Source organism: Spiroplasma endosymbiont of Melanargia galathea, from assembly GCF_964031075.1.
GTDB lineage: Bacteria > Bacillota_I > Bacilli_A > Mycoplasmatales > Mycoplasmataceae > Spiroplasma_A > Spiroplasma_A apis.
Map to the genome: position 1 here is coordinate 138689 of NZ_OZ035000.1, position 24527 is coordinate 163215.

At 29.8% G+C, this 24527-nt stretch carries 11 protein-coding genes and 11 tRNA genes; all 22 read left to right on the top strand.

The features are described 5' to 3' along the window. Window positions 1-45: 45 nt before the first annotated feature. Window positions 46-2913 (top strand): glycoside hydrolase family 18 protein, encoded by a 2868-nt coding sequence (locus AAHM92_RS00635; protein ID WP_500222562.1) that lies wholly within the window; start codon window positions 46-48, stop codon window positions 2911-2913. A gap of 101 nt (window positions 2914-3014) precedes the next feature. After that, complete coding sequence (locus AAHM92_RS00640; RefSeq protein ID WP_023788901.1) at window positions 3015-3140, top strand: hypothetical protein; 126 nt, start codon at window positions 3015-3017, stop codon at window positions 3138-3140. Between the two features lie 54 nt (window positions 3141-3194). Continuing rightward, entirely contained in the window at window positions 3195-4253 is a 1059-nt protein-coding gene (gene potA / locus AAHM92_RS00645) for a spermidine/putrescine ABC transporter ATP-binding protein (protein ID WP_500222563.1), read from the top strand. Beyond that, window positions 4253-5266 (top strand): spermidine/putrescine ABC transporter permease, encoded by a 1014-nt coding sequence (gene potB / locus AAHM92_RS00650; protein ID WP_500222565.1) that lies wholly within the window; start codon window positions 4253-4255, stop codon window positions 5264-5266. The genes potA and potB overlap by 1 nt, the downstream gene beginning before the upstream one ends. Then, a complete protein-coding gene (potCD, locus tag AAHM92_RS00655) occupies window positions 5230-8367 on the top strand; it encodes a spermidine/putrescine ABC transporter permease/substrate-binding protein (protein ID WP_500222566.1) in 3138 nt (1045 codons plus the stop codon). Before potB ends, potCD begins: the two co-directional genes overlap by 37 nt. Window positions 8368-8429: 62 nt before the next feature. After that, window positions 8430-8504, top strand: a tRNA-Cys gene (locus tag AAHM92_RS00660). Between the two features lie 202 nt (window positions 8505-8706). Beyond that, window positions 8707-8783, top strand: a tRNA-Arg gene (locus AAHM92_RS00665). Window positions 8784-8828: 45 nt separating this feature from the next. Further along, a tRNA-Pro gene (locus AAHM92_RS00670) sits at window positions 8829-8905 on the top strand. Window positions 8906-8930: 25 nt separating this feature from the next. Then, window positions 8931-9006 (top strand) — tRNA-Ala (locus AAHM92_RS00675). A gap of 7 nt (window positions 9007-9013) precedes the next feature. Next, a tRNA-Met gene (locus AAHM92_RS00680) sits at window positions 9014-9090 on the top strand. A gap of 23 nt (window positions 9091-9113) precedes the next feature. Then, window positions 9114-9190, top strand: a tRNA-Ile gene (locus AAHM92_RS00685). A gap of 49 nt (window positions 9191-9239) precedes the next feature. Further along, window positions 9240-9332 (top strand) — tRNA-Ser (locus tag AAHM92_RS00690). Window positions 9333-9340: 8 nt separating this feature from the next. Next, window positions 9341-9416: transfer RNA gene (locus tag AAHM92_RS00695), tRNA-Met, on the top strand. 4 nt (window positions 9417-9420) lie between these two features. Then, window positions 9421-9497: transfer RNA gene (locus AAHM92_RS00700), tRNA-Asp, on the top strand. An 8-nt stretch (window positions 9498-9505) separates the two neighbouring features. Further along, window positions 9506-9581: transfer RNA gene (locus AAHM92_RS00705), tRNA-Phe, on the top strand. Window positions 9582-9712: 131 nt separating this feature from the next. Next, window positions 9713-9789, top strand: a tRNA-Ile gene (locus tag AAHM92_RS00710). Window positions 9790-9868: 79 nt separating this feature from the next. Further along, a complete protein-coding gene (locus tag AAHM92_RS00715) occupies window positions 9869-11656 on the top strand; it encodes an MATE family efflux transporter (RefSeq protein ID WP_023788905.1) in 1788 nt (595 codons plus the stop codon). Window positions 11657-11835: 179 nt separating this feature from the next. Then, window positions 11836-14541: a magnesium-translocating P-type ATPase gene (gene mgtA / locus AAHM92_RS00720; protein ID WP_500222568.1), complete on the top strand. Its 2706-nt coding sequence runs from the start codon at window positions 11836-11838 to the stop codon at window positions 14539-14541. A 72-nt stretch (window positions 14542-14613) separates the two neighbouring features. Continuing rightward, window positions 14614-17034, top strand: coding sequence for a leucine--tRNA ligase (gene leuS / locus AAHM92_RS00725; RefSeq protein ID WP_500222569.1), 2421 nt, complete (start codon window positions 14614-14616; stop codon window positions 17032-17034). A gap of 276 nt (window positions 17035-17310) precedes the next feature. Continuing rightward, entirely contained in the window at window positions 17311-21162 is a 3852-nt protein-coding gene (locus tag AAHM92_RS00730) for an AAA domain-containing protein (RefSeq protein WP_500222570.1), read from the top strand. Between the two features lies 1 nt (window position 21163). Then, window positions 21164-23431 carry a hypothetical protein gene (locus AAHM92_RS00735; protein WP_500222572.1) on the top strand — a complete coding sequence of 756 codons (2268 nt, stop codon included), beginning with the start codon at window positions 21164-21166 and terminating at the stop codon, window positions 23429-23431. A gap of 1 nt (window position 23432) precedes the next feature. Continuing rightward, entirely contained in the window at window positions 23433-24521 is a 1089-nt protein-coding gene (locus tag AAHM92_RS00740) for a hypothetical protein (protein ID WP_500222573.1), read from the top strand. Window positions 24522-24527: the final 6 nt, after the last annotated feature.

Here is a 24527-nt window from a genome sequence, read left to right on the forward strand (position 1 = left end):
AATAAGTTGTTTAAAATAAAAAATATTAATAAAAGGAGCAAAAAAATGAAAAAACTACTAATCGGATTACTAACATTTTCCATGTCAACTGCTGTTGCTTCAAATGCAGTGGCATGTGCAAACTTTACAAAAAAAGAGTTAAATGAAGTTTTAAAGATAGAAAACCCAAATGCCGATGGGGGAACAAAACAAGGAGAACAATTGCTTAAAACTTATAACAAATCAAAATCAATGAAGTGAGGAGAAGTTTTAAAAACAGATTATAGTTCATCAAGTATAAAAGGTCCACAAGCTAGATCTGCAAATTTATCTAACTCTATTACAAAGTCAACATTAGCAAATAAACAGATTCTTAATATAACTAATGATTTATCATTTACACCTTATACAGATATCGGTATAGTTGAAGATACTGCTGAATATCTTTTAAAAGAGAAAGGAATTAGCTCATCTCGTTACGAAGTTGCTAAAAATAGTTTAAACAGCAAGAATAACGAGTACAATAACCTAGGTAAATTAATTAAGAACAAAGAAATTTTTAGTGATAATGACGGCATAACATTAGGTTTTATGCAAAATGCTAGCGATGAAGATAAATTAGTACCTATGTGAGACGCTGCACCAAATAGGAGTGCAAATAATTCAGCTGAATGATTTAAAAATAGGCTCGATAAATGAAAAGAAGATGGTCTAGATTCTAATAAATTAACTATATCATTTGGACCATTTGCAAATTCCCTTTGACATGAAGCATATAAAAATAATTTAACAGAGGAAGAATTAGCAGATAAGTTAAATCAAATTTCAGAGAAATACAAAACAAAGAAATTTGACTTTTACTTTGCAGCACCTTATTTGTCAAATAAAGGTAGCTATGCAGATTCTCAAAGACTTTTAGCGGGAGCTTTAAAAATACTTCTAGAAAAACATAACGATTTTGATATAAGATTGTCCCTTGTTGTCTCAACAGAAGATGGAATTTCGAGTGTTGCTGGACAAAAAAATTGAAACGGAGATATTTCATTATTATCAGATGAAGAGTTTCCTTTATTCATGTTCACCAAGTACTTGGGTATGAACTTTAGATTAAATCTAGTATTCCCATATTTAACATATAATGAGAATTACTCTTCAAATGAAGATTGAGAATTACCAATCATGAAGAAAGCAACTGAAAATACAAAAAATACTTGAATGACTATGAATCAAAATGTTAATGGAAATGATCAGACAAAAGATGAGAATTTTTATTTTAAACATATGGGGGTTACTCCTTGAATTGGTAGACGTGCAGAAAAAGCGATTTATAATTTTACTGCTAAGGATGCATTAGGATTGAGAAAATTTGCAATGGAAAAAGGGTTAGGACAAATTTCAATGTTCTACTTAACAAGAGACTACCCGTCTAAGTTTGAAAGTAATAATGAAAGTAATGAAGCTTTAGCTGATAAAAATCCACTAGACCAAAACATAAGATCTGGTGCAGGATTTGAAAAACTTGCATTTGCAAAAATATTATCAGGTCATTTAAATGAAGTCAAAGACGAAGTAACAAAAGATGATTTAGAAAAGTTAGATGGATATATCGACTACAAAAAGAATATTGAAGGTAATAAAGAACTAGACCAATATCATAATGAGTCTAGCCAATGAGAGGGTGTATCAGGAAGCACGGCAGGTGATGGTAACGTTGTAGCACCATCTACACCAAGTACTTCATCTAAATCTAATTACATATCTTGAAAAGACGCTAATCCTAACCGTAGCTCTAAAATAAACCAAAAAACAAACCCAAATGGTAATACTTATTTTTCCCCATATCTAGATGCTGGTCTTTATGACGGAAATGATATATCAAAAATAAAAGAGGTTTCTGGATTAGATCACTTAACACTAGCGTTTGTTCAACAAGTAAATAGTCATAGTAATTATCTTGATTTATCAATAGCAGGAAGTGAAAATAAAGGTATAGATTTTGATTGGTGAGAAAATAGTCAGCTATATGAAAAAGATCTTAAACCATTAATTAAATCAAATAATTTTAAAAATATTAAAGTAGCATATGGTGGAGCAACAACAGGGGGTAATATTGAAAAAAATCCTTGAAATGTTGCTTATAAACAAGCAAATGGGGATATTAATAAAGCTGCAGAACTACTGGAAGAAGCTTTAGTCAAGTTCAATCAAGGTCTTGTAGATTTAGCAAAAAGAAAAAACCACAATGTTGAAATGCCAAAAAACATAGATTTTGATATTGAAGGTCAAGCTCAAAATGATGAAACAGGTAATGCTGTTTTGGCTAAAACATTAGCAAATATGAAGAAAAAAGACAACTCATGAAATTTTTCTATAACACTACCAGTACTTCCAACAGGTTTAACAAGCGTTGGATACAATGTTATGGACAAGTTTACTAAGGTATATAAAAATGCTGGAATATCATACAAGGATTTACCTGTAACAAACTTAATGTTGATGGATTATGGTAATCCAATATACGAAGAGGCAATACGCCAAGGTAAAACAAACTTTGACTTAGCTAAGGAAGCTGTTGATAACACAAGAGACAATATAGCAAAATCAATTATGAACAATTACAAAGTATCTGATTTATTGAAAAAGGACATCTATAAACTTATTGGTGCGACTCCTATGATTGGAGTTAATGACACTGTTTCTGGAGTGTTCACTTTAGAAGATGCAAAAGAACTTTATAATTGAGCACAAAATGTCGGATTGGCTTATCTTTCAATGTGATCTGTTAACGACGACCGTGGAAAAAATGCAAATGGCGTTGGGGTAGCAAAATCATTAGTTAATCATGGACTTAGTTATTTAAGAGAATATGATTTCTCAAAAGCATTTAATGGTTCATGGGATGATGGTGTTAAAAATCCTAGCGATAAAGCATAAATATATATAAATTAAAGAGTGTTTAAACTCTTTTTTATTTTTAAAAAAGTTTTAAGTGTTATAATAAATTTTGAACGAATTATTTTATAGGAGGTAAAGCAATGAAACTAATAGATACAATAAATATTTCTCAATATATTATATCTGAATGATTAGATGTTGTTATTACAAGAACAGAATGATTCGAAAAGATATTAGAAACTGAATGACTCTCCCTGAATGCGTAATAACTTAGATTACGCGATCACAATTAAATACTTTACTTAAAGGGAGAAAACACAATGAAAAATAATAAAAACATTTTGGAAATTCGTAACTTGACTAAAAGTTACGATGGAAAAGTTGTTTTAAGAGGTGTTAGTTTTAATGTCCACGAAGGAGAGTTCATAACTCTTTTAGGTCCTTCTGGTTGTGGTAAAACCACAACCCTAAACATAATCGGTGGACGTGAAAAACAAGACTTTGGGGATTTGCTTTTTGAATCAAAAAACTTAACTCCAATACCCAGCAATAAGCGCCAGATTAACACAATTTTTCAAAATTATGCCTTGTTTCCTCACTATGATGTTTACGACAACATAGCTTATGGTCTAAGAATCAAAAAAATGAAAGAAGACCTTATAGAACAAGAAGTAATGAAATATATCAAAAAGTTCTCTTTAGATGGTCATGAAAATAAAAGAGTTCATGAACTTAGTGGTGGTCAAAAACAAAGGGTGGCAATCGCCAGAGCCTTAGTTTTAAAACCTAGAATATTGTTACTTGATGAACCAATGTCGGCTCTTGACGTACAATTAAGAAAAAGAATGCAAAACGAGTTAAAAGATTTGCAAGAAGAAATTGGAATAACATTTATCTTAGTAACACATGACCAAGAAGAAGCACTAACACTAAGTGATAGAGTTGTCGTTATGAATGAAGGTAACATACAACAAATAGGAACACCAGAAGAAATTTACAACGAACCAGAAAATAGATGAGTTGCAAACTTCATCGGAGTTTCAAATGTCATTGACAATGGTGTTATGATAAAAGACTTAAGACTTAAATTTGATGGAAAAGAGTTTGATTGTATAGACAAAGGTTTTGGTGAAAACGAAACTAATATTGACATAGTTATCAGACCTGAGGATATCAAGATTTCAGAACCCGGAAAAGGTTACTTTGATGGTATCGTTGAAAATGTTATTTTCAAAGGTGTTCATTATGAGATAACTATCAAAACTGAGTATAGAACATTTGTTGCACATACAACCGAGTTCCACGATTTTGACAAGAAAGTTTCTATAAAATGATTTGACAATGATCTTCATGTAATGTGAAAAGAAATTGACGATTAATGATTAATCAAGATACTACAAATGTTTTAAATGACAATCTTGACTTAGATCAAGAAGTTGAACATGAATTAGAAGATATTGAAATAATCGAATCGGAAGGTGAAAATCAAGAATTCGTCTATCCTAAAAAAAGTCTTAAGGAAAGAATCGGCAACTTCAAAGTTGTCAAAGCAATGAAGGGGAAAATATGACCAGTCTTATTACCCTTCATACTTACAATGGTAATTTTAGTAATATTACCATTATTAGGAATCATAATATTTGCAATAGTTAAGCCAACTGGAAATAGTCTTAAGTTTTCTGTAAACTTAGATAATTTTTGAAAATTGTTTAGCTCATCAGGAATAATGTCTGTTATGGGATTATCACTTTTATATGCTTTTATAGCAAGTATTATTTGCGTTATAATGGCCTACCCAATAGCGCTGATTCTATCTCAATTAAAAAGTAAATGAGTAGCTAAAAACGTATGAATATTATTAACTTTACCAATATGAATTAGTATGCTACTAAAAATACTTGGTTTGAGAAGTTTATTTTACTTAATGGGTTCAACAACAATAGGAACTCCGTTTGCAGTTATAATTGGAATGGTTTATATGTTTATACCATTCTCAATTTCTCCAATATATAATGCTCTAGAAAACCAAGACCCAAATTATTATCAAGCAGCGCTTGATTTAAAAGCTAGTAAAGCAAAAGCCTTTTGACATATAACTTTTAGGCAATCTTTACCTGGTATTTTCACAGCATTTACATTAGTGATTGTTCAAGCAGCAACTTCACTACTTATTGTGAGATATATGGGTGACGGTAAAATTAATTTAATTACCACAATTATTGAAAACTACTTTTTCAAAGGATCAGACTTTGGATTTGGAGCTACAGTAGCTGTTGTCCTTGCTGCCCTACTATTTATAATAATGGGGTTAATGAAATTAATTTCAAATAAATTTGAGGTAAGGGGGTCTAAAAAATGAAAAAGTTCATTAAATCAAGTTACTTCGCAATAATACTATTATTTATTTATGTACCAATTGCAGTTATGATGTTTTTTTCATTTAACTCTGGAAAAACTCTTAGCTCATTTGAAGGTTATAGCACTGAATGATATAGTTACTTTCTAAGTTACTCACCATTCGTTAAATCAATTATCGTATCACTATTTGTTGCAATGGTATCGACAATTATATCTGTTGTAATTGGTGTTATGGCTTGTGTTGGTTTAGCGAGAATCAAAAGAAGACAATCTAACAACTGAGTGCGTGTAGCAAATATACCACTAGTAAATGCAGATGTTATTACAGCTGTTGGTCTGATGCTATTATTTGTTATAGCAGGTTTAAAGTTTGGAGCTTTTACTCTAATTGCAGCACACGTTTCATTTAACGTGCCTTATGTAATAATTACTGTTCTTCCATTTATGCTAAGATTAGATAAAAATATTTTGGAAGCATCTAAAGATCTTGGTGGAACACCTACAAAAACATTTTTTAAAGTTGTATTACCAATTCTTACACCTTGTATAATAACTGCATCAGCAATTTGTTTTGCTATGAGTTTTGACGACTTTATAATTTCATATTTTACAGGTGGTGGACAAACTAACGTATCAACATTTATTTATACTGCTAAAAAAATGCAACCATATATAAACGCTTTTGGTACAGTGCTTGTAGCAGTTATATTATTTGTAATCATCATCTGAAATGCAGTTCATCTTTCATTTCAAAAAGCAAATGAAACAAAGAATCAAATTAAAAAAGGTGAATATAAAATAAAAAAAATAAGTCAGTTAAAAAAGAAAATTGCTTATTACAATAAATGTGTTGAAACAAATACAGTTCTTAGAAGAAGTATGAATATATTCAAATGAATTAATTATGGAATTATTTCATTAGAAGTAAAAAGGTTAAATGCAATTAACCACAATGCAAAAATTAGTAAACTTGAGTGAAAACTTGATAGAATCTCAAATGAAATAAAAGAAGAGAGTAGATTGCAAACAATTCATGCAAAATTAACTCTTAAGAAAAGTCAATTGAATTCTAAACTAGCGTTATTAAAAAATGAAAAGAGAAATAAAAAACTATCTTCATTGTTGTCTAAGCTAGATAAAAAAATTAGTTATTATGAAAAAGAACTTGATTGAATCAAAGAAAGAGACTCTTACGATAAAGAGTTAACTAATGATTTAATTAAACAAATTAACAATTTAAAAGAAGAAAAAAATGGTTTGCAAAACCCAAGTCAAAGTCTTATTACATGATATGATAGAAAAATTGCAAAACTAACTATAAAAAAAGATCAATTGATTGAAGGAAGAAATAACTTTAAGCTTCGCTCGACAATCGAAAAAATACAAGCAGTTAAATTAAAAACTGATGAGAAAATAGCTAAAAAATATCAAATGCTAGAAGAAGCTAAATGAAAAGTATTCAAAAAAGTTTCGTTTTCAAATGCATTAGATAAAGCGATTATCAAGTTAGAAGCATCAAAAAACAAGCTTTCTAATTATCAAGAGAAATTAGTATCATATGAAGAAAGAAAATCAAAAGTAGTTGATTCAAAGTTAGCAAAAATATTCTCAAATATCAAAAAGAACAATGAAAAACTAGAAAATATTAAGATTGATACAGAAAAGAAAAAAGCAAAATACTTTCCTGATGTATTGTCTGCAGATTACGTTTCAACAAGAAACAGATGATTCAAAAGAAATTGAAAACAACTTTCAATGGGAACTATTCTTTTGGGTTCATTCTCATTAGTTACAACAGCATACATTATGAACAATATCTATGATTTGGTTATTGGTAACTGAGGAAGTTATATTGATCCAAAATTACTAGCGCAATTTGAATCTGAAAATAATGTTAAAATAAACTATCAACAGTATGACTCTAACGAAAGTTTATATAACAAAAACTACACTTTCAATTATGACATCATGGTTCCAAGTGACTATATGGTTAAAAAAATGGCCGAAGAAAATATGTTACAAGAAATTGATTGATGTAAAATAGAAAATATCAAAACTCCTAAAGAGTTATTAAATAAAAAAGAATGCTCTGATAAAAAAGATGAAAATGCAACTGAGGCTATAAATGATGCCCTGCAAGAAACTATGAAATTAACAACAGTTGGAAAAAATGAAGATTTAAATATACTTTCATACTCAGTGCCTTATGTTTGAGGAGATGTTCGCATAGTTTTCAACTTAGAAAATGAAAATGTCTTAGAGTTTTTGAAAAGTCATAATAAGGGAGAAGATATTAAATCTAAAGTAAATAACTTGATTTATCAAGATACGGATGCTCAATCAGAAGCTGATGGTTGAATACTAAATGAAGATAATTTAAGTTGAAATATTTTATGAGAAGCAGCTCAAGAAAATCTTAATGTTGCACTTAATGAAGACCCAAAAAACGTATTTATGTATGCGTTTGAAAAATTATATGGAAATGTCGAATCTGTACCGAATAAAGAGGATAACAAGAATTTACCTTCAAGAATGGAACAAATTGACAAAGCAGCCGAAGCTGTAATAGAACTATTAAAACCTAGAAATGTTGGGGTATACGGAGATCAATTAATGGATAAAGTTCATGATGGTGATTATGATATTGCTGTTATGTATAATGGTGATGTTTTATGATCACTATCACCTGATTATGAATCAGAAGGCGGAGAAGAAGACAGTCTTTCAAAACAAGAAGCTAGTGCAGAAGGTGATGAAGAAGAAAATGCTGAAACTCCAAAAGTTATTACTGGTGTACCTGGTGCAAAATCAGAACTTAATAAGGACAAAAAACAAAAAACAAATATTTTTAGTGACGACTTAGTTATCAGTAAAAGTAACCGTAATATTGACTTAACATACAAATTTATCAACTTTATCTATTCTCACGAAAGTCAAATGGCTATCGTAGAAGAAACAAGCCAAACTTCTCCTTTGCAAAGTGTTATTGATAAAATACAAGAAGGCTATGGAAAAGACTCATTATATGCTAAATGATTTTTACCTTCAAAAGAAGGTGAACCATTTGGATTCAATGAAGAGTTAGATAATTATTTAGTTGATAGATACAACAACATAATAGCAACAAAAATTTAAAGTTAGAATTTTCTAACTTTTTTTAATTTAGAGTTCAAATTTGTTATAATATTTTTTGTAATGGTACCATAGCCAAGAGGCTAAGGCATGGGACTGCAACTCCCTGATCGTCGGTTCGACTCCGACTGGTACCTCCAAAATGAAATAAATAATCAAAACCCACCTCGGTGGGTTTTAAAATACTTGTAAATGTAAAAGTTGCAACTATTTAACAAAAATTGAAAAAAATATATACATTAAAAATATATTTGTTATAATAAATATTGTCGATTTTATAACAAATCGCAATAATTATTAAAAATTGTATTATAATATTTTTGGTTGTTTTTATTATTATTTGCGCCCTTAGATCAATTGGATAGATCGTTTGACTACGGATCAAAAGGTTAGGGGTTCGAGTCCCTTAGGGCGCGCCATTTTAGGAACAACTAATGAATATTCAAAATTAATATTCATTACTTCGGGAAGTGGCTCAGCTTGGTAGAGCATTCGGTTTGGGACCGAAGGGTCGCAGGTTCGAATCCTGTCTTCCCGACCATTAATTTAATATTTATTTTATATATGGGCCCGTAGCTCAGCTGGGAGAGCACCTGCCTTGCACGCAGGGGGTCGACGGTTCGATCCCGTTCGGGTCCACCATATATATGGCGGGGTAGCTCAGCTGGTTAGAGCGCTCGGCTCATACCCGGGAGGTCAAGAGTTCAAGTCTCTTCCCCGCTACCATATATTTATCAATTTTATATTATGGACCTTTAGCTCAGTTGGTTAGAGCATCCGGCTCATAACCGGATGGTCATTGGTTCGAGTCCAATAAGGTCCACCATAATTTGACTCTAGATAAATTCGCGAATTATGTGGAACGAAATAAATACGGAAGATTACCCAAGTCTGGCTGAAGGGGTCGGTCTTGAAAACCGAGAGTCGGGGAAACCCGAGCGGGGGTTCGAATCCCTCATCTTCCGCCATTTTATATCGCGGGGTGGAGCAGTTGGTAGCTCGTCGGGCTCATAACCCGAAGGTCGTAGGTTCAAGTCCTGCCCCCGCAACCATTTTGGCCCCATAGCGAAGTTGGTTATCGCGCCTCCCTGTCACGGAGGAGATCACGGGTTCGAGTCCCGTTGGGGTCGCCATTATTAATGGTTTTGTAGCTCAGTTGGTAGAGCAGTTGACTGAAGCTCAACGTGTCGGCGGTTCAATTCCGTCCAAAACCACCATTATTGAAACTGCGACATCTTAAATAAAGATGTTTTTTTTATTGATTGATAAAAAATCATAATTAATAATTTATTTTTATAAAAAAAGTTTGCAAATTATGAATGATTATCTTATAATTAATATTGTTTTACGGAGCATAGCTCAGCTGGTTAGAGCGCACCCCTGATAAGGGTGAGGTCGGTGGTTCAAGTCCACTTGTTCCGACCATTTAGAATTAAATAAGGCACTTCATGTATTTTAGGGAAGTGTCTTTTCTTATTAAACATTGAAAATAGAAGGGGTAATCATGAAAGAAGACAACTACATCTTGAAGGAAAAAAGTCTTGATACTACAACTATTCATAAAAAGAATAAAGTTAAAAAAAGATTTTTTGCAGAAAAACAATGATATAAACTGACGTTGACAATAATTTTATGATCAGTACTCCAAGAAGTTATTATGGCTTCTACAGATTTGGTCGACAATATTTTTGTTAACCATCTTAGGCCAGAACATATAAATGGGTTTCAAGAATTGTTAAACTACATTAAAGACTCTGGTTGAAAGGAATTATCAACAAACCCTGATTTTTTGAAGCTACTTGAACAAAACGGATTATTAGGTTACGCTGGTGATGGTATGTTTTATGAAGCGGGTCAAATAGGTGTTAATGCGGTTTCAGCAAGTAATCAGCTATATATAATTATGTTTTGTATGGTTTCTGGTTTCTGTTATGGTGCTGGAATATTTTCAGCACAATATTTCGGTGCGGGTGAGTATCAAAAACTAAAACAAGTAACAGCCTTGAAAATGTATTTGACATTATCAATAACAGTATTATTTATGCTGTTTGCTATACCAGGAATTACTGAGAAGATGATAGGATTCACCACTCATCCTTTAAATGTATCTAAACCAACTGACCAACTTGTAGCTGAAAAAGACTCAATTATGTCTTATTTTAGTTACTTTCAAAACGAGGCAGCAAAGCTAGCAACGCAAGAAGGTGTCAGATATTATAGAATAGTTTCAATGAGTTACATCTTATTAACAATTAATCAAGTGACTGTAACTGTTTTAAGAGAAACAAGAAGACCATTTTATTCTTTATTTATGGCGTCAATATCACTTGTAGCTAATTCAACTTGTAATATATTCTTAACATCTCCAACATTTATCCCAGGATTTATAGGGTTTGGAGTTGAAGGTTCTGCATATGGAACAGTTGCTTCTAGAATAATGCAAACTATATTCATTTTTTGCTTATTATCAATTAAAAGATTTGAATTCATTCCTAGAATCAAACATTTCTTGATAAATAGAATCATTGTAAAGCTTGTTCTGTTGAAGTCTATTCCGATTTTATTTAATGAAACACTTTATGCATTTGCACAAGTATTACAAGTTAAATTAAGAGCTTTATACTCCGTAGAGTCACTAACGGCTAATGCAATGTATGAAACCATGTTAATGGCCTTCTTCTCGCCAATGTATCATGGTTTAAATGCCGGTATATCAACCCTGGTTGGAAATGAGCTAGGAGCACAAAGGTTTGATAAAGCTAAATACAACGCTACTCATTTAATGAGACTAAGTTTTGTTATAGGTATATGTTTTACAGCATTATTATCTGGTCTTTCATTTGTAATTCCAAACTTGATATTCCCTAATGCTCTTCCTGAAGCAAACAGGATTGGTATATGAATGATTTTTATATATACTATGACTTATCCAGTTATTATGATTAATAATTGTTGTTACTCCGTTCTAAGAGCGGGTGGTAGTGTTATAAGTTCATTCTTGATGGATTCTGGATTTAATTGAACTATTCAAATTCCAACTCTAGCATTTCTTATATTAGCTAACAAACACATTTTCCCAGAGTCAGGGCTATTCACCTTAGACATCGTATGAGTTCATTTAATTACATGTCTATGCGAAACATTTAAGTTGATACCTGCATTAATTTTATACTTCAAGAAAACATGGGTTAGAAGTTTAATTGAACCTAAAGAAGAAGATCCAACATATATTTTAACAGCAGACGGAAAATCAAAAATTGACGATCTCAAAGAAGTAAAATCAACTAATTAAAGTTGATTTTTTATATTAAGATAAGTTATAATTAATAAGCATTAGAAAGAGGTGGTAATATGAGCATTCCTTCCGCCAAAATGGAACTTATCAATAAAAATAGAAATAAAGGGAGTGCCATATTATGCACCAATTTTTCAGTAGTATAAAACGAGCACTCTCTTTAAAGGAGAGAGGTTATGAAAAACGAAATTAAAAATAATAATAAAAAAAATACAGCTAAAAATATGAGCAATGAACTAGCTGTTTTCTCAAATGTATCTTCTAAAGAGGTTTTAAAAAAGTTTAACATTTCAAGATTTGGTTTAAATGACGACGAAGTTGAAGAACTTGCAACTAAATATGGGGAAAACAAGCTTGATGCTAAACGTTTTAATGTTTTCAACGCATTTGTTAAATCTTTTTTAAGTCCTTTTAACTTAATTTTAATAGTTATTGACTCATTTAGCTTTTATCAATATTTTTCAGATAGTGGGTCAGAAATATTCGATCTTTTCGGAGCTTTATTGGTACTATTTATGATTGTTCTAAGTGGAACAATTACGTTTTTTCAAGAAGTTAGATCATTTCTTGTCATTAAAAAAATGAAATACGATAGTAAGCAAACATGTAAAGTAATAAGAAATACAGAGTTTAATGTGCAAACAATTGATAATGCCAACTCTATCAAATTGATCAAAGAAGCACATAATATCATTACAGAAGAACTTGTCCCTGGTGATTTGATTTATTTATCAAACGGTGACTTAATACCAGCAGATGTAAGAATTGTTTGATCTAATAACTTATATCTTAATCAAGCTGCATTAACAGGAGAATCATTTCCTGTGCAAAAAAAAGATACAAATATCAACACAAATTATTTGGAGTATGAAAATATTTGTTATACAGGAACAGATGTAGTTTCTGGTTCAGCATTAGCGATCGTTGTGGCGACAGCAAAAAACACATACTTTTCTACAATAAATGACAAATTAACAGAAAAAAGACCAAAGAGTTCATTTGATAAAGGTATTCGTAAAATAACATTTTTATTGATTGCTTTTATGCTTGCAGTTACTCCAATTGTTTTATTAGTTTTTGGTCTAAGACCTATTGGAGATGGCAAATGATTAAATGCAGCATTATTCTCTTTATCGATAGCAGTTGGACTTACTCCAGAAATGTTACCCATTATTGTTACCTCAAATCTTACTAGAGGTTACTCTAAAATTAAAAAACACAATGTTTTAGTTAAAAACTTAAATGCTGTACAAAACATGGGTGCCATTGATATACTTTGTACCGATAAAACAGGTACTATAACAAATGGTGAAATCATATTGGAAAAAGTATTGGATGTTACAAATCAACGTAATGAAAAATTAAATAGAATTTTGTATTTAAATAGTTACTTCCAATCTGGATTTCAAAATCCAACAGATAATGCTGTATTATTATCAAACTTAATCGATAAACCCAATGTTGAAGAGTATGTTAAAGAATGAGAAGTTCCATTTGACTTTAAAAGAAAAATGTTATCTGTAATTCTTTCTAAAAAAGAACAAAAAGAAATATTCACTAAGGGCGCAATTGAAGAAGTTTTAAAAATTTGTGACAGAATAGCTGTGAATGGTGTAATTGAACCATTAACAGATGATTACAGAGAAAAAATAGTAAGTAAAGCAAAGGCTTTAAATGAAGATGGATTTAGAGTTATAGGTGTAGCTCACAATGAGTTAGAGGACGAAGACATAGAAGAAGATTTGATATTTTATGGTTTCGCTACTTTCTTCGATGAACCAAAAACCACTTCAAAAAAAATTATAAAAAACTTAAAAAATAAAGGAATCGATGCAAAAGTTCTTACTGGTGATAGTGAAGTTATCACAAGAGCAATTTGTAAAAAGGTAGACTTTAAAATAACAAAACTTTTCTCTGGAAAAGAAATTGAAGAAATGAATGAATCTCAACTTGCTAAGGCAGCACGAGAAGGAAACGTTTTCGTCAAATTGAGTCCTTTACACAAGTCTATGATAATCAAAGCATTAAAAGATCAAGGTCACGTAGTTGGTTTCATGGGTGATGGGATAAATGATGCACCTGTTCTTAGAGAGTCTGATGTTGCAATATCATTTGCAAATGCTTCAAACATTGCTCAAGATGCAGCAGACATCATATTGATGGATGATTCTTTATTACCAATAGAAATAGCAGTTCATGAAGGAAGAGTTTCGCTAGCCAACATTCTAAAATACATAAAAGTTACAATTGCTTCAAATTTTGGAAATGTTCTAAGTGTATTGGTGGCATTATTCATAACTGTTGTTTCACCAATGCAACCAATTCACTTACTTCTTCAAAATCTTTTATATGATATAGTTATGTTTGCATTTATTTTTGATAAAGTAGACAAAAAGTTTACTGATAATCCACGACCACTTAGAACAAAAAATATCATATGGTTTACTTTAATAAACGGTCCGGTAAGTTCTATATTTGATATACTAACGTTCATTGTTTTACTTTACGGATTCCAAAGTTATATTGGAATAAAACCAGGAATAAATGTTGACCCAGATAGTTTTGATGCCAACGCTACTAGTCGCTTTAATGCATCTTGATTCGTAGTCGGTTTAATGACGCAAACTGCAGTTATGCAAATGTATCGAACAGAGAAATTACCATTTATTCAATCGAATGCATCATGACAAGTGAATGCATCTACAATATTTGTTTGTGGTATGGCTATATTAGTCCCATACTCACCAATAAATAGACTTGTTAAAATGGAACAACCACCATTGGTATTTTTACCGGTTGCTTTGTCATTTGTCTTATGTTACATAATGCTAGCACAATTGGTAAAAACACTTTATATAAAAAGATTTAAAGAATGATTATAACAAAAGCACCTATTGGTGTTTTTTCTATTGTAAAATACAATTAGATTTAATTTATAGATATAGAGGTAAAAAATGGAATACTCACATAAAAAAATAGAAAAAAAATGACAAAAGTTCTGAGAAGATAATCAAACATATGTAACAACAAATCATAATGATAAAAAAGCTTACATTTTAGACATGTTTCCTTATCCTAGTGGTTCAGGATTACATGTTGGACATCCCAAAGGTTATACAGCTACTGATGCATTTGCTCGCTTAAGAAGACTACAAGGTTATGATGTATTACATCCAATCGGTTGAGACGCTTTTGGTTTACCTGCAGAACAATATGCATTGAAGACAGGAAATGATCCAAGAGAGTTTACAGAAAAAAATATTATAATATTTAGAAATCAATTGAAAAAATTAGGTTTTAGTTACGATTATAATAAAGAAGTTAATACTAGTCATCCCAACTATTATAAGGTTACCCAATGAATCTTCCAACAATTATATAAAAAGGGCCTAGCAGAGATTAAAGATGCAAATGTAAACTGATGTGAAGGTCTTGGAACTGTTCTTGCTAATGAAGAAGTATTATTAGAGAACGGTAAGATGATATCTGAAGTTGGCGGATTTGAAGTAGTCAAAAGACCTATGAAGCAATGAGTTCTAAAAATAACCAAGTATGCTGATAGGCTACTTGAAGGCCTAGATGAATTGGATTGACCGAATTCAGTAAAAGAATTACAAAAAAATTGAATAGGAAAATCTAATGGAACAATAATAAATTTCCCTGTGGTTGGTTTGAACAAAACAATATCTGTATTTACAACAAGAGCAGACACTATTTTTGGTGTTTCGTATATTGTTTTAGCTCCTGAAAATAAAATAGTTTTAGATGTAACAACAGATGATAACTTAGAAATAGTTCAAGATTACATCAAAAGCACTCAAATGAAAACTGATGTGGAAAGACAAGATGATTCAAAAGAAAAAAATGGTGTCTTTACAGGAAGTTACGCAATAAACCCTATTACAAAAGAGAATGTTCCAATCTGAATAGCTGATTATGTGTTGAACGATTATGCAACGGGTTCAGTAATGGCAGTTCCTGCCCATGATGAGAGAGACTGAAAATTCGCAACAAAATATGATTTACCTATTAAATTTGTTTTAGAGACTAAGGATATGTCTAAACCTTTTGTTGGTGAGTCTATTCATATTAACTCGGAATTTTTAAATGGAATGAACAGAATCAAGGCACTTGAATGCATAAATGAAAAAATAACAAATCAAAACATGGGAACTCTAACAACCAACTATAAATTGCGAGATTGATTATTTTCTAGACAAAGATTTTATGGAGAACCTTTTCCTTTAGTATTTTTGGAAAATGGTGATGTTGCATTGATTGACGAAAAAGATTTACCTTTAACACTTCCGAAGACAGATTATATTAAACCTTCTAAAACGGGTGAGTCACCATTGGCAAATCTGAGTGAATGAGTTAATATAGAATACAATGGAATGAAAGCTAAACGAGAGACAAATACAATGCCTCAATGAGCTGGTTCTTGTTGATACTATTTGGCATACATTTTAACTTCTAGTCCAAATAACCTAGTGGATATTACTAGTGAAGAAGCTATGAATTTATTTAAAAAATGATTACCTGTAGATCTTTACATTGGTGGACAAGAACATGCAGTACTTCATTTACTTTACGCTAGATTTTGACATCAAGTATTATTCGACCTAAATATAGTACCAACTAAAGAACCTTTTCATAAACTTATTAATCAAGGTATGATCTTGGCCGATAATGGCGAAAAGATGAGTAAATCGAAAGGAAATGTCATCAATCCAGACGATATTATTGAATCTCATGGTGCAGATACATTAAGACTTTATGAATTATTTATGGGGCCACTTGAAGCTTCCTTACCTTGAAGTTTCAAAGGCTTAGATGGTTCTAGAAAGTGATTAGATAGAGTTTATCGTATGATAGAAAAAGTGGTTTTAGTAGATAACCACGAAAATCAGAATTTAGATTTCGTATATAATGATGTTGTTAAAAAGGTCACACAAATGGTTGAAGAATGCAAATTCAACACTGCTATCTCGCAACTGATGGTGTTTGTTAATGCGGTTTATAAAGAAGAAAAACCCGTCTATAAGAAGTATGTAGAAGGGTTCTTGATTATGTTATCTCTATTTGCTCCTCATTTAGCTGAAGAGTTATGGGAAAAAATCGGGAATTCACCATCTGTGTGTTTGCAAAAATGACCAACATATGATGAGACCAAACTTGTATCATCAACAGTTGTGATTGCAATACAAATCAATGGTAAACTTAAAACTACAATGGAGGTTTCTAAAGGAACTGCAAAAGATGAAGTTCTAAAAAGAGCAAAAGAATTAGAACAAGTTGCTAAAAACCTAAACGGGAAAACTATTTTAAAAGAAATAGTAGTTTTAGATAAAATAGTTAACTTCGTAATTAAATAAAAAAGAGTAATAAAAGTTAAAACAAACACATTTAGAAAAACACCTTTGTGGTGTTTTTTCTTTTCTGAGTTTTATAATTAACGAAATAACAGGATAAATACTTTGTTGTATAACTGCTTTTATAATAAAATACTTTGCGTTCATTTAGTTTTTTTATATAAACTAGAAAATACTCTCCCGCACTAAAACCGGTGAAATTTGTTATTTTTTTTGGCATAAAGATAATTAAACTCAAGGTGTTATAATTTATTTATATATTTAATTCGAGGTTAGATTATGCAAAATATGATAAAGAATAATGAAAATAAAGAGATATTTTTAGACTTTTCTTTTATGCAAAATGTACGCTTTAAAGAAAATCACAGCTCCTTGGATGAGATTATTGAAAAGCTTGAAATACAAAATGTAAAAACATATCAAGAGTTTTTATCTTTCTTGCGTAATTCAATAATGAAACAAGGTTTTATTTGTTTAGTAAATGATACTACAAGAAAAGTAAACTCAAAATCAAATGAAGATTATGTTTATGATGCGATAATCAGAATGGAACTAAATACAACTAGTCAAGAAAAGTTACCTAAGGAAACATACCTAGGTTTTTTTGTAAATATTAATCCAAAGGCACCTGTATTAACTATAACTTCTATATTTCAAACTAGACTTTCAAATAAAGCCCAAGACTTTGAAACTACAATCGACGAAGCATCGATAGAACTCATAAAATATAAAAACCAGTTTCAAACAGATGAACTACTAAGAAGGAATTTGTTAAACTCTAGCACTATAGAAAATATAGGTGTACTTGTTTCCAAGTTTATTGAAACTAAAAATAAATGATCAAATTATTTAAATTTCTTGACTGATTTATTAAGCGTTCAAAGAAAAGTGGCACTTCCATTTTTAAATTTAAGTTGAAGTAGAGTTGTTAAAGTTGAGAAAAAAGAATTTACTGAGGACCTAAATTCTTTCATATTATCTAAAACGAAAAACAAAAATTATTTTTATTTAAGTTTAGATTCTATGACGTTACTTGAGAATAAAAATATTTATTTTGATGTGGTTGATCTTATTACAATAGATTTATTAACAAATAATTTAGATAAAGTGAATAATTTTAAAGTTATGGAAAGTTTAGCTCTTATACCATTGGTTAATAATAGAGTTCTTCCTTCTTTGTCAGAGTTTCAAAGAGATCCAGAAGTTTTGTTTGATTTCGAGTTAGATAAAAATAAGGATAGTAACGAACTTCTCTCGCTCTCAGAGTTGGTTGCAATAGATGAAAAACAAATAAATTTTGTTTCCTATTGAGAAGAAAAGCAAAATATTTTTTTAGGCACAAGAAAAGATTTGAAAAGTATTCTAACTAAGCATGCAAATAAATTATCTGAGTGATTTGTTTTAAAAGTAACTTTTGAAACTGATTATTTTATAGAGACTACAAACATCAATGAGAAAAACATTATTGATACATACAAAACAGGTTATTTAGCTTACTCTGGTGTAGGAGAAGAGGTTTTAATTGAGAGAAGTAAACAAGTATTAAAAAGAATAGCAGAGGGAAACACCAAGAACCCTTACTTGATAAATTACTTGTTTAACACAAAATTATTAGAGCTAACAGAGAGTACTAATTTACAAGAATTAGAAAATTACAAATATGAGCTTAACCAAGAACAAAAAGAAGCTGTTAACAAAGCCTTAAACTCTAAAGATGTTTTCATTTTACAAGGTCCGCCAGGTACTGGTAAAACCCAAGTTATATGTGAAATAATTTATCAATTATCCCAAAAAAATAGAAAAGTTTTGATTTCAAGTCAAAATCATGAAGCTATCAAGAATGTAGTTGATCGCCTGCCATATGAACCAAATGTGAATAGATTAAGACTTACTAATAGATTAAATACTTCATCTAAGGCGCAGAATAATTTCTCCCCAGAGAGAGTTGTGTACAACTATTATAAATCTATAGCAAACTCAGTTTTTGAATACTTGAGAACAGAAAGTTTCTCGATCGAAGAATTTAATAATACTATTATGGAGTTGGAAAAACTTATAAATAATAGTAAAGGTTTTCACCAATTAAATAATAGTATAAGAGCCTTAGATATAGAAATTACTACAATGAAATCTAATGTGCAAACATTTAAGTCTAAACGTAATGACTTGTTTAGAAAAAAAGATAAACTAAAAGATGAATTATTAAATTTAAAAAATTTTATAGAATTGCTGAGCACAAAAGATTTTAGTATGGCAATTGTAATAAGTGATAAATTAAAAAGTTTATATGAAATGAAGTATCAAAACTTATTCGATGACTTTAAGTGAAATAATAATTTAAGCTTTATAATTAGCGAGAATTTTGTTAGAACTTTAGAAAACATTTGTGAAGAAGTTTTATTTAGTAATGACATCTATAAAGAGATTGCAGCATTAAAAAGAGACATATACCAAAATAAAAAAATGGGGAATTTGGAGAATGTTTTGAAATTAGAAAGTCAGATATCCATACTTGAGAAAACTTTGGATGAAGTATCGTTAATAAAAGAATTTAATAACTTTCTTTTCTCCTTGAGTAAAGATTTAGATTTCTTAAAAACAGATCTAGAACATGAACTGTATGAAGTTGAATATTCTTTGGCTGATGATAGTATTATAAACAATCAAGAAGTTGAAATAAACAATTTAGAAGTAAAACTTCAAAAACTATATAAGTCACGAACTGAGAATAATAAAGAACTCACAAGTTTATTGAAAAAAATAAATAACAAGTTTAACTTGAACCTAGATTTAAAAAATATCGATTTAGAAGAAATTCTTAGAGAAGAGTTGAATAGTTTTTCTAGTGAGTTGGAAGCAAAACAAAGTAAAAGAGAAGAACTGAATGAGTTTTATTCCTTGATAACAAGTTATCTTAAAGATAATTACAAGATAGAAGATGATTTTGACAGTGAAGTGGCAACAAATAACTTTACAGTACAAATGATACAAGAATCAAAAAAATATATGCCTACGCTTATTAAAAATATTATAAATGTTTATGCAATGACTCTTACCTCATCAAACCTTTTCAAGTTTAATAAAAACGAGCAGGCAAATAAGTTAGGATTAGAAGAAATTAGTTTAAAGTCAATAGATGTGGATGTTGTTATTATTGATGAAGCTTCAAAAGCAACTTTATTAGAAATACTTATGCCATTAATTTATGGGAAAACATTAATACTTGTAGGTGATTATAAACAGTTACCTCCAATTTTTAAACTTCAACCAAGTGATGTTAAAACAGTTAATGAGCAACTGGGAAAAGATTACGATTATTATGAGTTGATGGAATTACTAGATCAATCCGCATTTAAAAACTTAGTTGGTGTTAATAAAAAAGAAATTACCACTCTATTAAGAACACAATATAGAAGTCATCGTAAAATTATGGATATTGTTAATAAATTTTATGACGGCTTTCTTAAAGTAGAACAAAATGTTAGTGACCAAAAAGAACACAATCTTATAGTACTGGGTAATAAAAACAAAGAGATAATTAATCAAAATAGCTCTGTGTATTGAATAGACTCAACATATGATGAAAATGATGAAATATTCTTTGAACAGAGAGAAGATAATTCAACAAGTATTTATAATGACTTAGAAGTTGAAATAACCATGAACATGGTATCTAAACTAAACGAGTCTGTTAAAAATTTATCTTTAGATAAAAAACCAACACTAGCAATAATTAGTTTTTATGGTTTGCATGTTAAAAAAATAAAAAACAAATTACGAAATCACAAGTTTAAAAATATAGAAATCGTTGTAAATACAGTTGATGATTTTCAAGGGAAAGAGGCAGACTACGTAATAGTTAATATTGTTCGTAATCCTGTCAAGTTATCATCAAAGAGTGGTAGAGAGTTTTTAAAAAAATATGAGCGTATAAATGTTGCCTTTAGTAGAGCGCGAGAGCTTTTAATTATAGTTGGTTCAAAAAGAGCGGTTAATGATATCACAGTTAAAATACCGAAAACTTCAGACCCTAATATCATAAACACACACGAAATATACTCATCAATAATAGATAAAATTGAATATGATGGAAGTTTTTTAACTTTAAAAGATATTTTAGAAGGAGGATAAGATGGTTTTTGAAAAAATCGAAATTTTATATAACAAGAAAGTCTTACAACTAAAAATCAAGTACTCAGAAATAAGAAAACCAACTTTTCCTGAATTTGTGATTTTAGCAACTTTGATTACTCATCCGAATAAGAATCTCTCCATAAGAGAAATTCTTGAAAGAGACCTAAAGATAACAAACGCATATATTTTTGAACGAGCGCTTAAAGATTTAATTGACTTTGGTATTGTTGAAACAAATAAGTCAAATGACATTTGAAGTATCTTAGATATGGATTTAAAAACCAAAGATATGTGGGTAAACGAAAAAATAAAAGAAAACTTTTTAAAAAAAATATATAGTATTTCACAATATAATAAATACCAAGATTTTAAACTTAGTTTTGATCCTATTAAAAAAACTTATGAAAGAATTAGGGAAGTCAATTGAGATAAAAGAGTTTCAGGTGTTAAGTATAGTAGCTTAATCGAAGTAACAGAAAAACCTAACTTTTTTTATAACAATAATTTCTTAGAAGATGAAGCTATTGAGTTTATGGAAAAGAACAAAGAATTATTTGGTGAAAACTCTAAATTCATTCAGGTTGAACTTAAAGGTAAAAATGATACATTAGATCCTACATTTGTAGAACAAAATATTGATAATGTGCAAAAAGCAGTAGAAGGAAAACTTATAATAGAAAATAATTGATTCAAAATTGAGACAAAAGAAAAAGTTATAGATAACTATCTTAAAAATAATGATGTTGCTCAGGTAGAAATAGCTAAGGGAGTTTTGAAAAAGTATACAAATAAATCGAAAGAGATTTTTATTCCCAAAACAAATGTTGGTATAGAAGGCACACATTATGACAATTTCTTTTCTTTAAATGATATTTCTAATCACTATAATTGGTCGCTTCTACTAATTAATGGTGAAGATATTTACTCAGTTGACAAACTTCTTAAAACTAAAGAGGTAACATCATGTTCAGACACTATAATTATTTACAATTCTAAAATTAACAATAAATTGCTAGAAGTTTCAAACAACAAAAATATTGTTTATTTCGAAAACATGAATAATGAGTTTTTAAATGAGAGCTCATTGATTTATGTTGACTCTGAAAACAAAGTTAAAGCATATACTTTGTTAGATAAATATTTGAATTACTTAGATTTCAAGACACCGGTTTTAGTTGAAAGTAAAAAACTTAAAGTTTTAAATTTAGATACTACTTTCAAAGACTCTTTTGTAAAAACACTAGAAAACTATCGTTGAGAACTAACACAAAAAGTTTTTACCAATTCTGAGCTGATTTACACAGTGTCAAAAAAACTTGGTTTGGAGTTAGAACTTCAAAAAGTTCTCATCGCTTTTTTAAAGGAATGTTTAAAAAGTAATAATGATATAAATGAGATCAAAACAAGTTATGTTTTTGAAAATGACTCAGAAGGAATAAACTTTTTTGAAAAGTGCTTGTGTAAATGTATCATAGAGCTTACTAATGACGACACAAGTTTTAATACATTGGAGTGAATTGAAAACTACAGTTTCAAAAAGTCTAAAAACCTATTTAGAGTATTGCAATCATTCTATAAAAATACTTCAATAGAAAATATATTTTTGATTAACTCTATTTTAGAAAAAAATAACTTCGATGGCTGGTTGGAAAATCATAATGATTCGCTAGTAAATTTGTTATTGTATGCAAAAGATAATCTAAAAAAAGACTTGGTCGATGAAAATATGTTTGACTCTAAAACATGGCAACAGCATTCATTGTTGATAAACAAAGTAGGTGAGTTACTAAAAGATTTGTATAACAATAACCTTGAAGAAGTTGAAGTTAACTACGAAAGCATTCTTAAAATGATTAGGGTTGTAACAAAAGAAAACTTAAGTATAAAAAACTACAGTTCATATTTACAGGCCTTGGCACTTTTATTGAACGAATTATACCCTTATTATTATGATGTAAAAAGAAAAGCATTGAGTGTAGAGGACCATGATACAATAAACTATAAAGTTCAGCTATTAGCAGGAAATTATTTAAGCAAATGCGAAAAAGTTTTAGATTCAAATATTAAAGAAAACATATCTAGCTTTCCAATAGAGTTGAAACTAGCATGAAACAAGTATGTCGAAAATACAGATACAAAAAAAGAAAAATGAATTAATAAAAACGAAACAAATATATTTAAAGCATTATGTATTATATTTGGTAAACAAAAAAACTTTAATAAGAAAGATCTGGACCATTATCAACAAGTCTTTGGAGGAAATTAATATGAGTATGTCAGCACAACAAGTATTACTTAATTGTAAAAAACATTTTGAGTTAATTAAAAAAGATTTAAAACTTTTACTAAGTTACATAAAAGAAGAAATAGAGAAGTGCAAAATGATTGACGCCTCAAATTTTCATCAAGAAGAGATTAATAAACTATATAAGGAAGTAGAAAAAGAACTTTTAGATATGAGCATTGCAGATGAAATGGCTAAGGAAGTTCAAAAAGACGAACACATAGCAATAGAACAATATAATAAAATTAATAATTATTTAGAAAGAAAAAGAGAAACTATTGCAGATTTAAAAACTAAAATTTTCATTTATAAAAAAGATATTGTCAATACAGAACAAAAGTTTATTTCCAATGCCCTTATAAATAAGAGTTATGCGAGTTTTCAAGAACTTGTACAAGGAATTATTCAAAGCCAAGTATCGACAGATGATAAGATACTTGTAAAAAAGTTTCTAATAGATAACGAAGTTAGATTGATAAATTTACCTAAAAACGATGTTATAGAGGAAGCTAAAAACTATATTTTTAATCAAAAACAAAAACTAGAGTACATTATTAATGATGTCGTGAAAAGTTCTATTAAATATATTAAAGATGAAGAAGGTATGGAAGATTATCTTAAAGATGAAGTTTCAAATTTTAAAGAAGTTACGAATGAACAAAACTTATTCAAAAACGTTAAAAGTTATTTTATGAGCGCATCCAAGAGTACAGAGAGTGAGTTAGTAAGAAGAGACAACGTAATAAAAATAGTTAATGCAATAAGAAGCATAGGATACGTAGTCAATCCCGAGAATATCATTAATAAAAAAGAAAAAAATGTTATCTTCATTCATGGGGAAAAACCATCTGGTGAAACTGCTGACTTTGCAGTAAGATTGGATGGAAGCTTCATATATAACTATGAAGGCTTTGAAAATCACGATCATGATGAAGACGCAAATGACTTTATGAAAAAGTTGAAAGAGTTTGGTTTGTCCTCAAGTGAGGCTTATAAAAAAGTATACAGAGAGCCAAAATATGTGGCAGATGTAAAAAAACTTCATAAAAAGAAGTACAATTCAAGTAAGTAGGTGTAA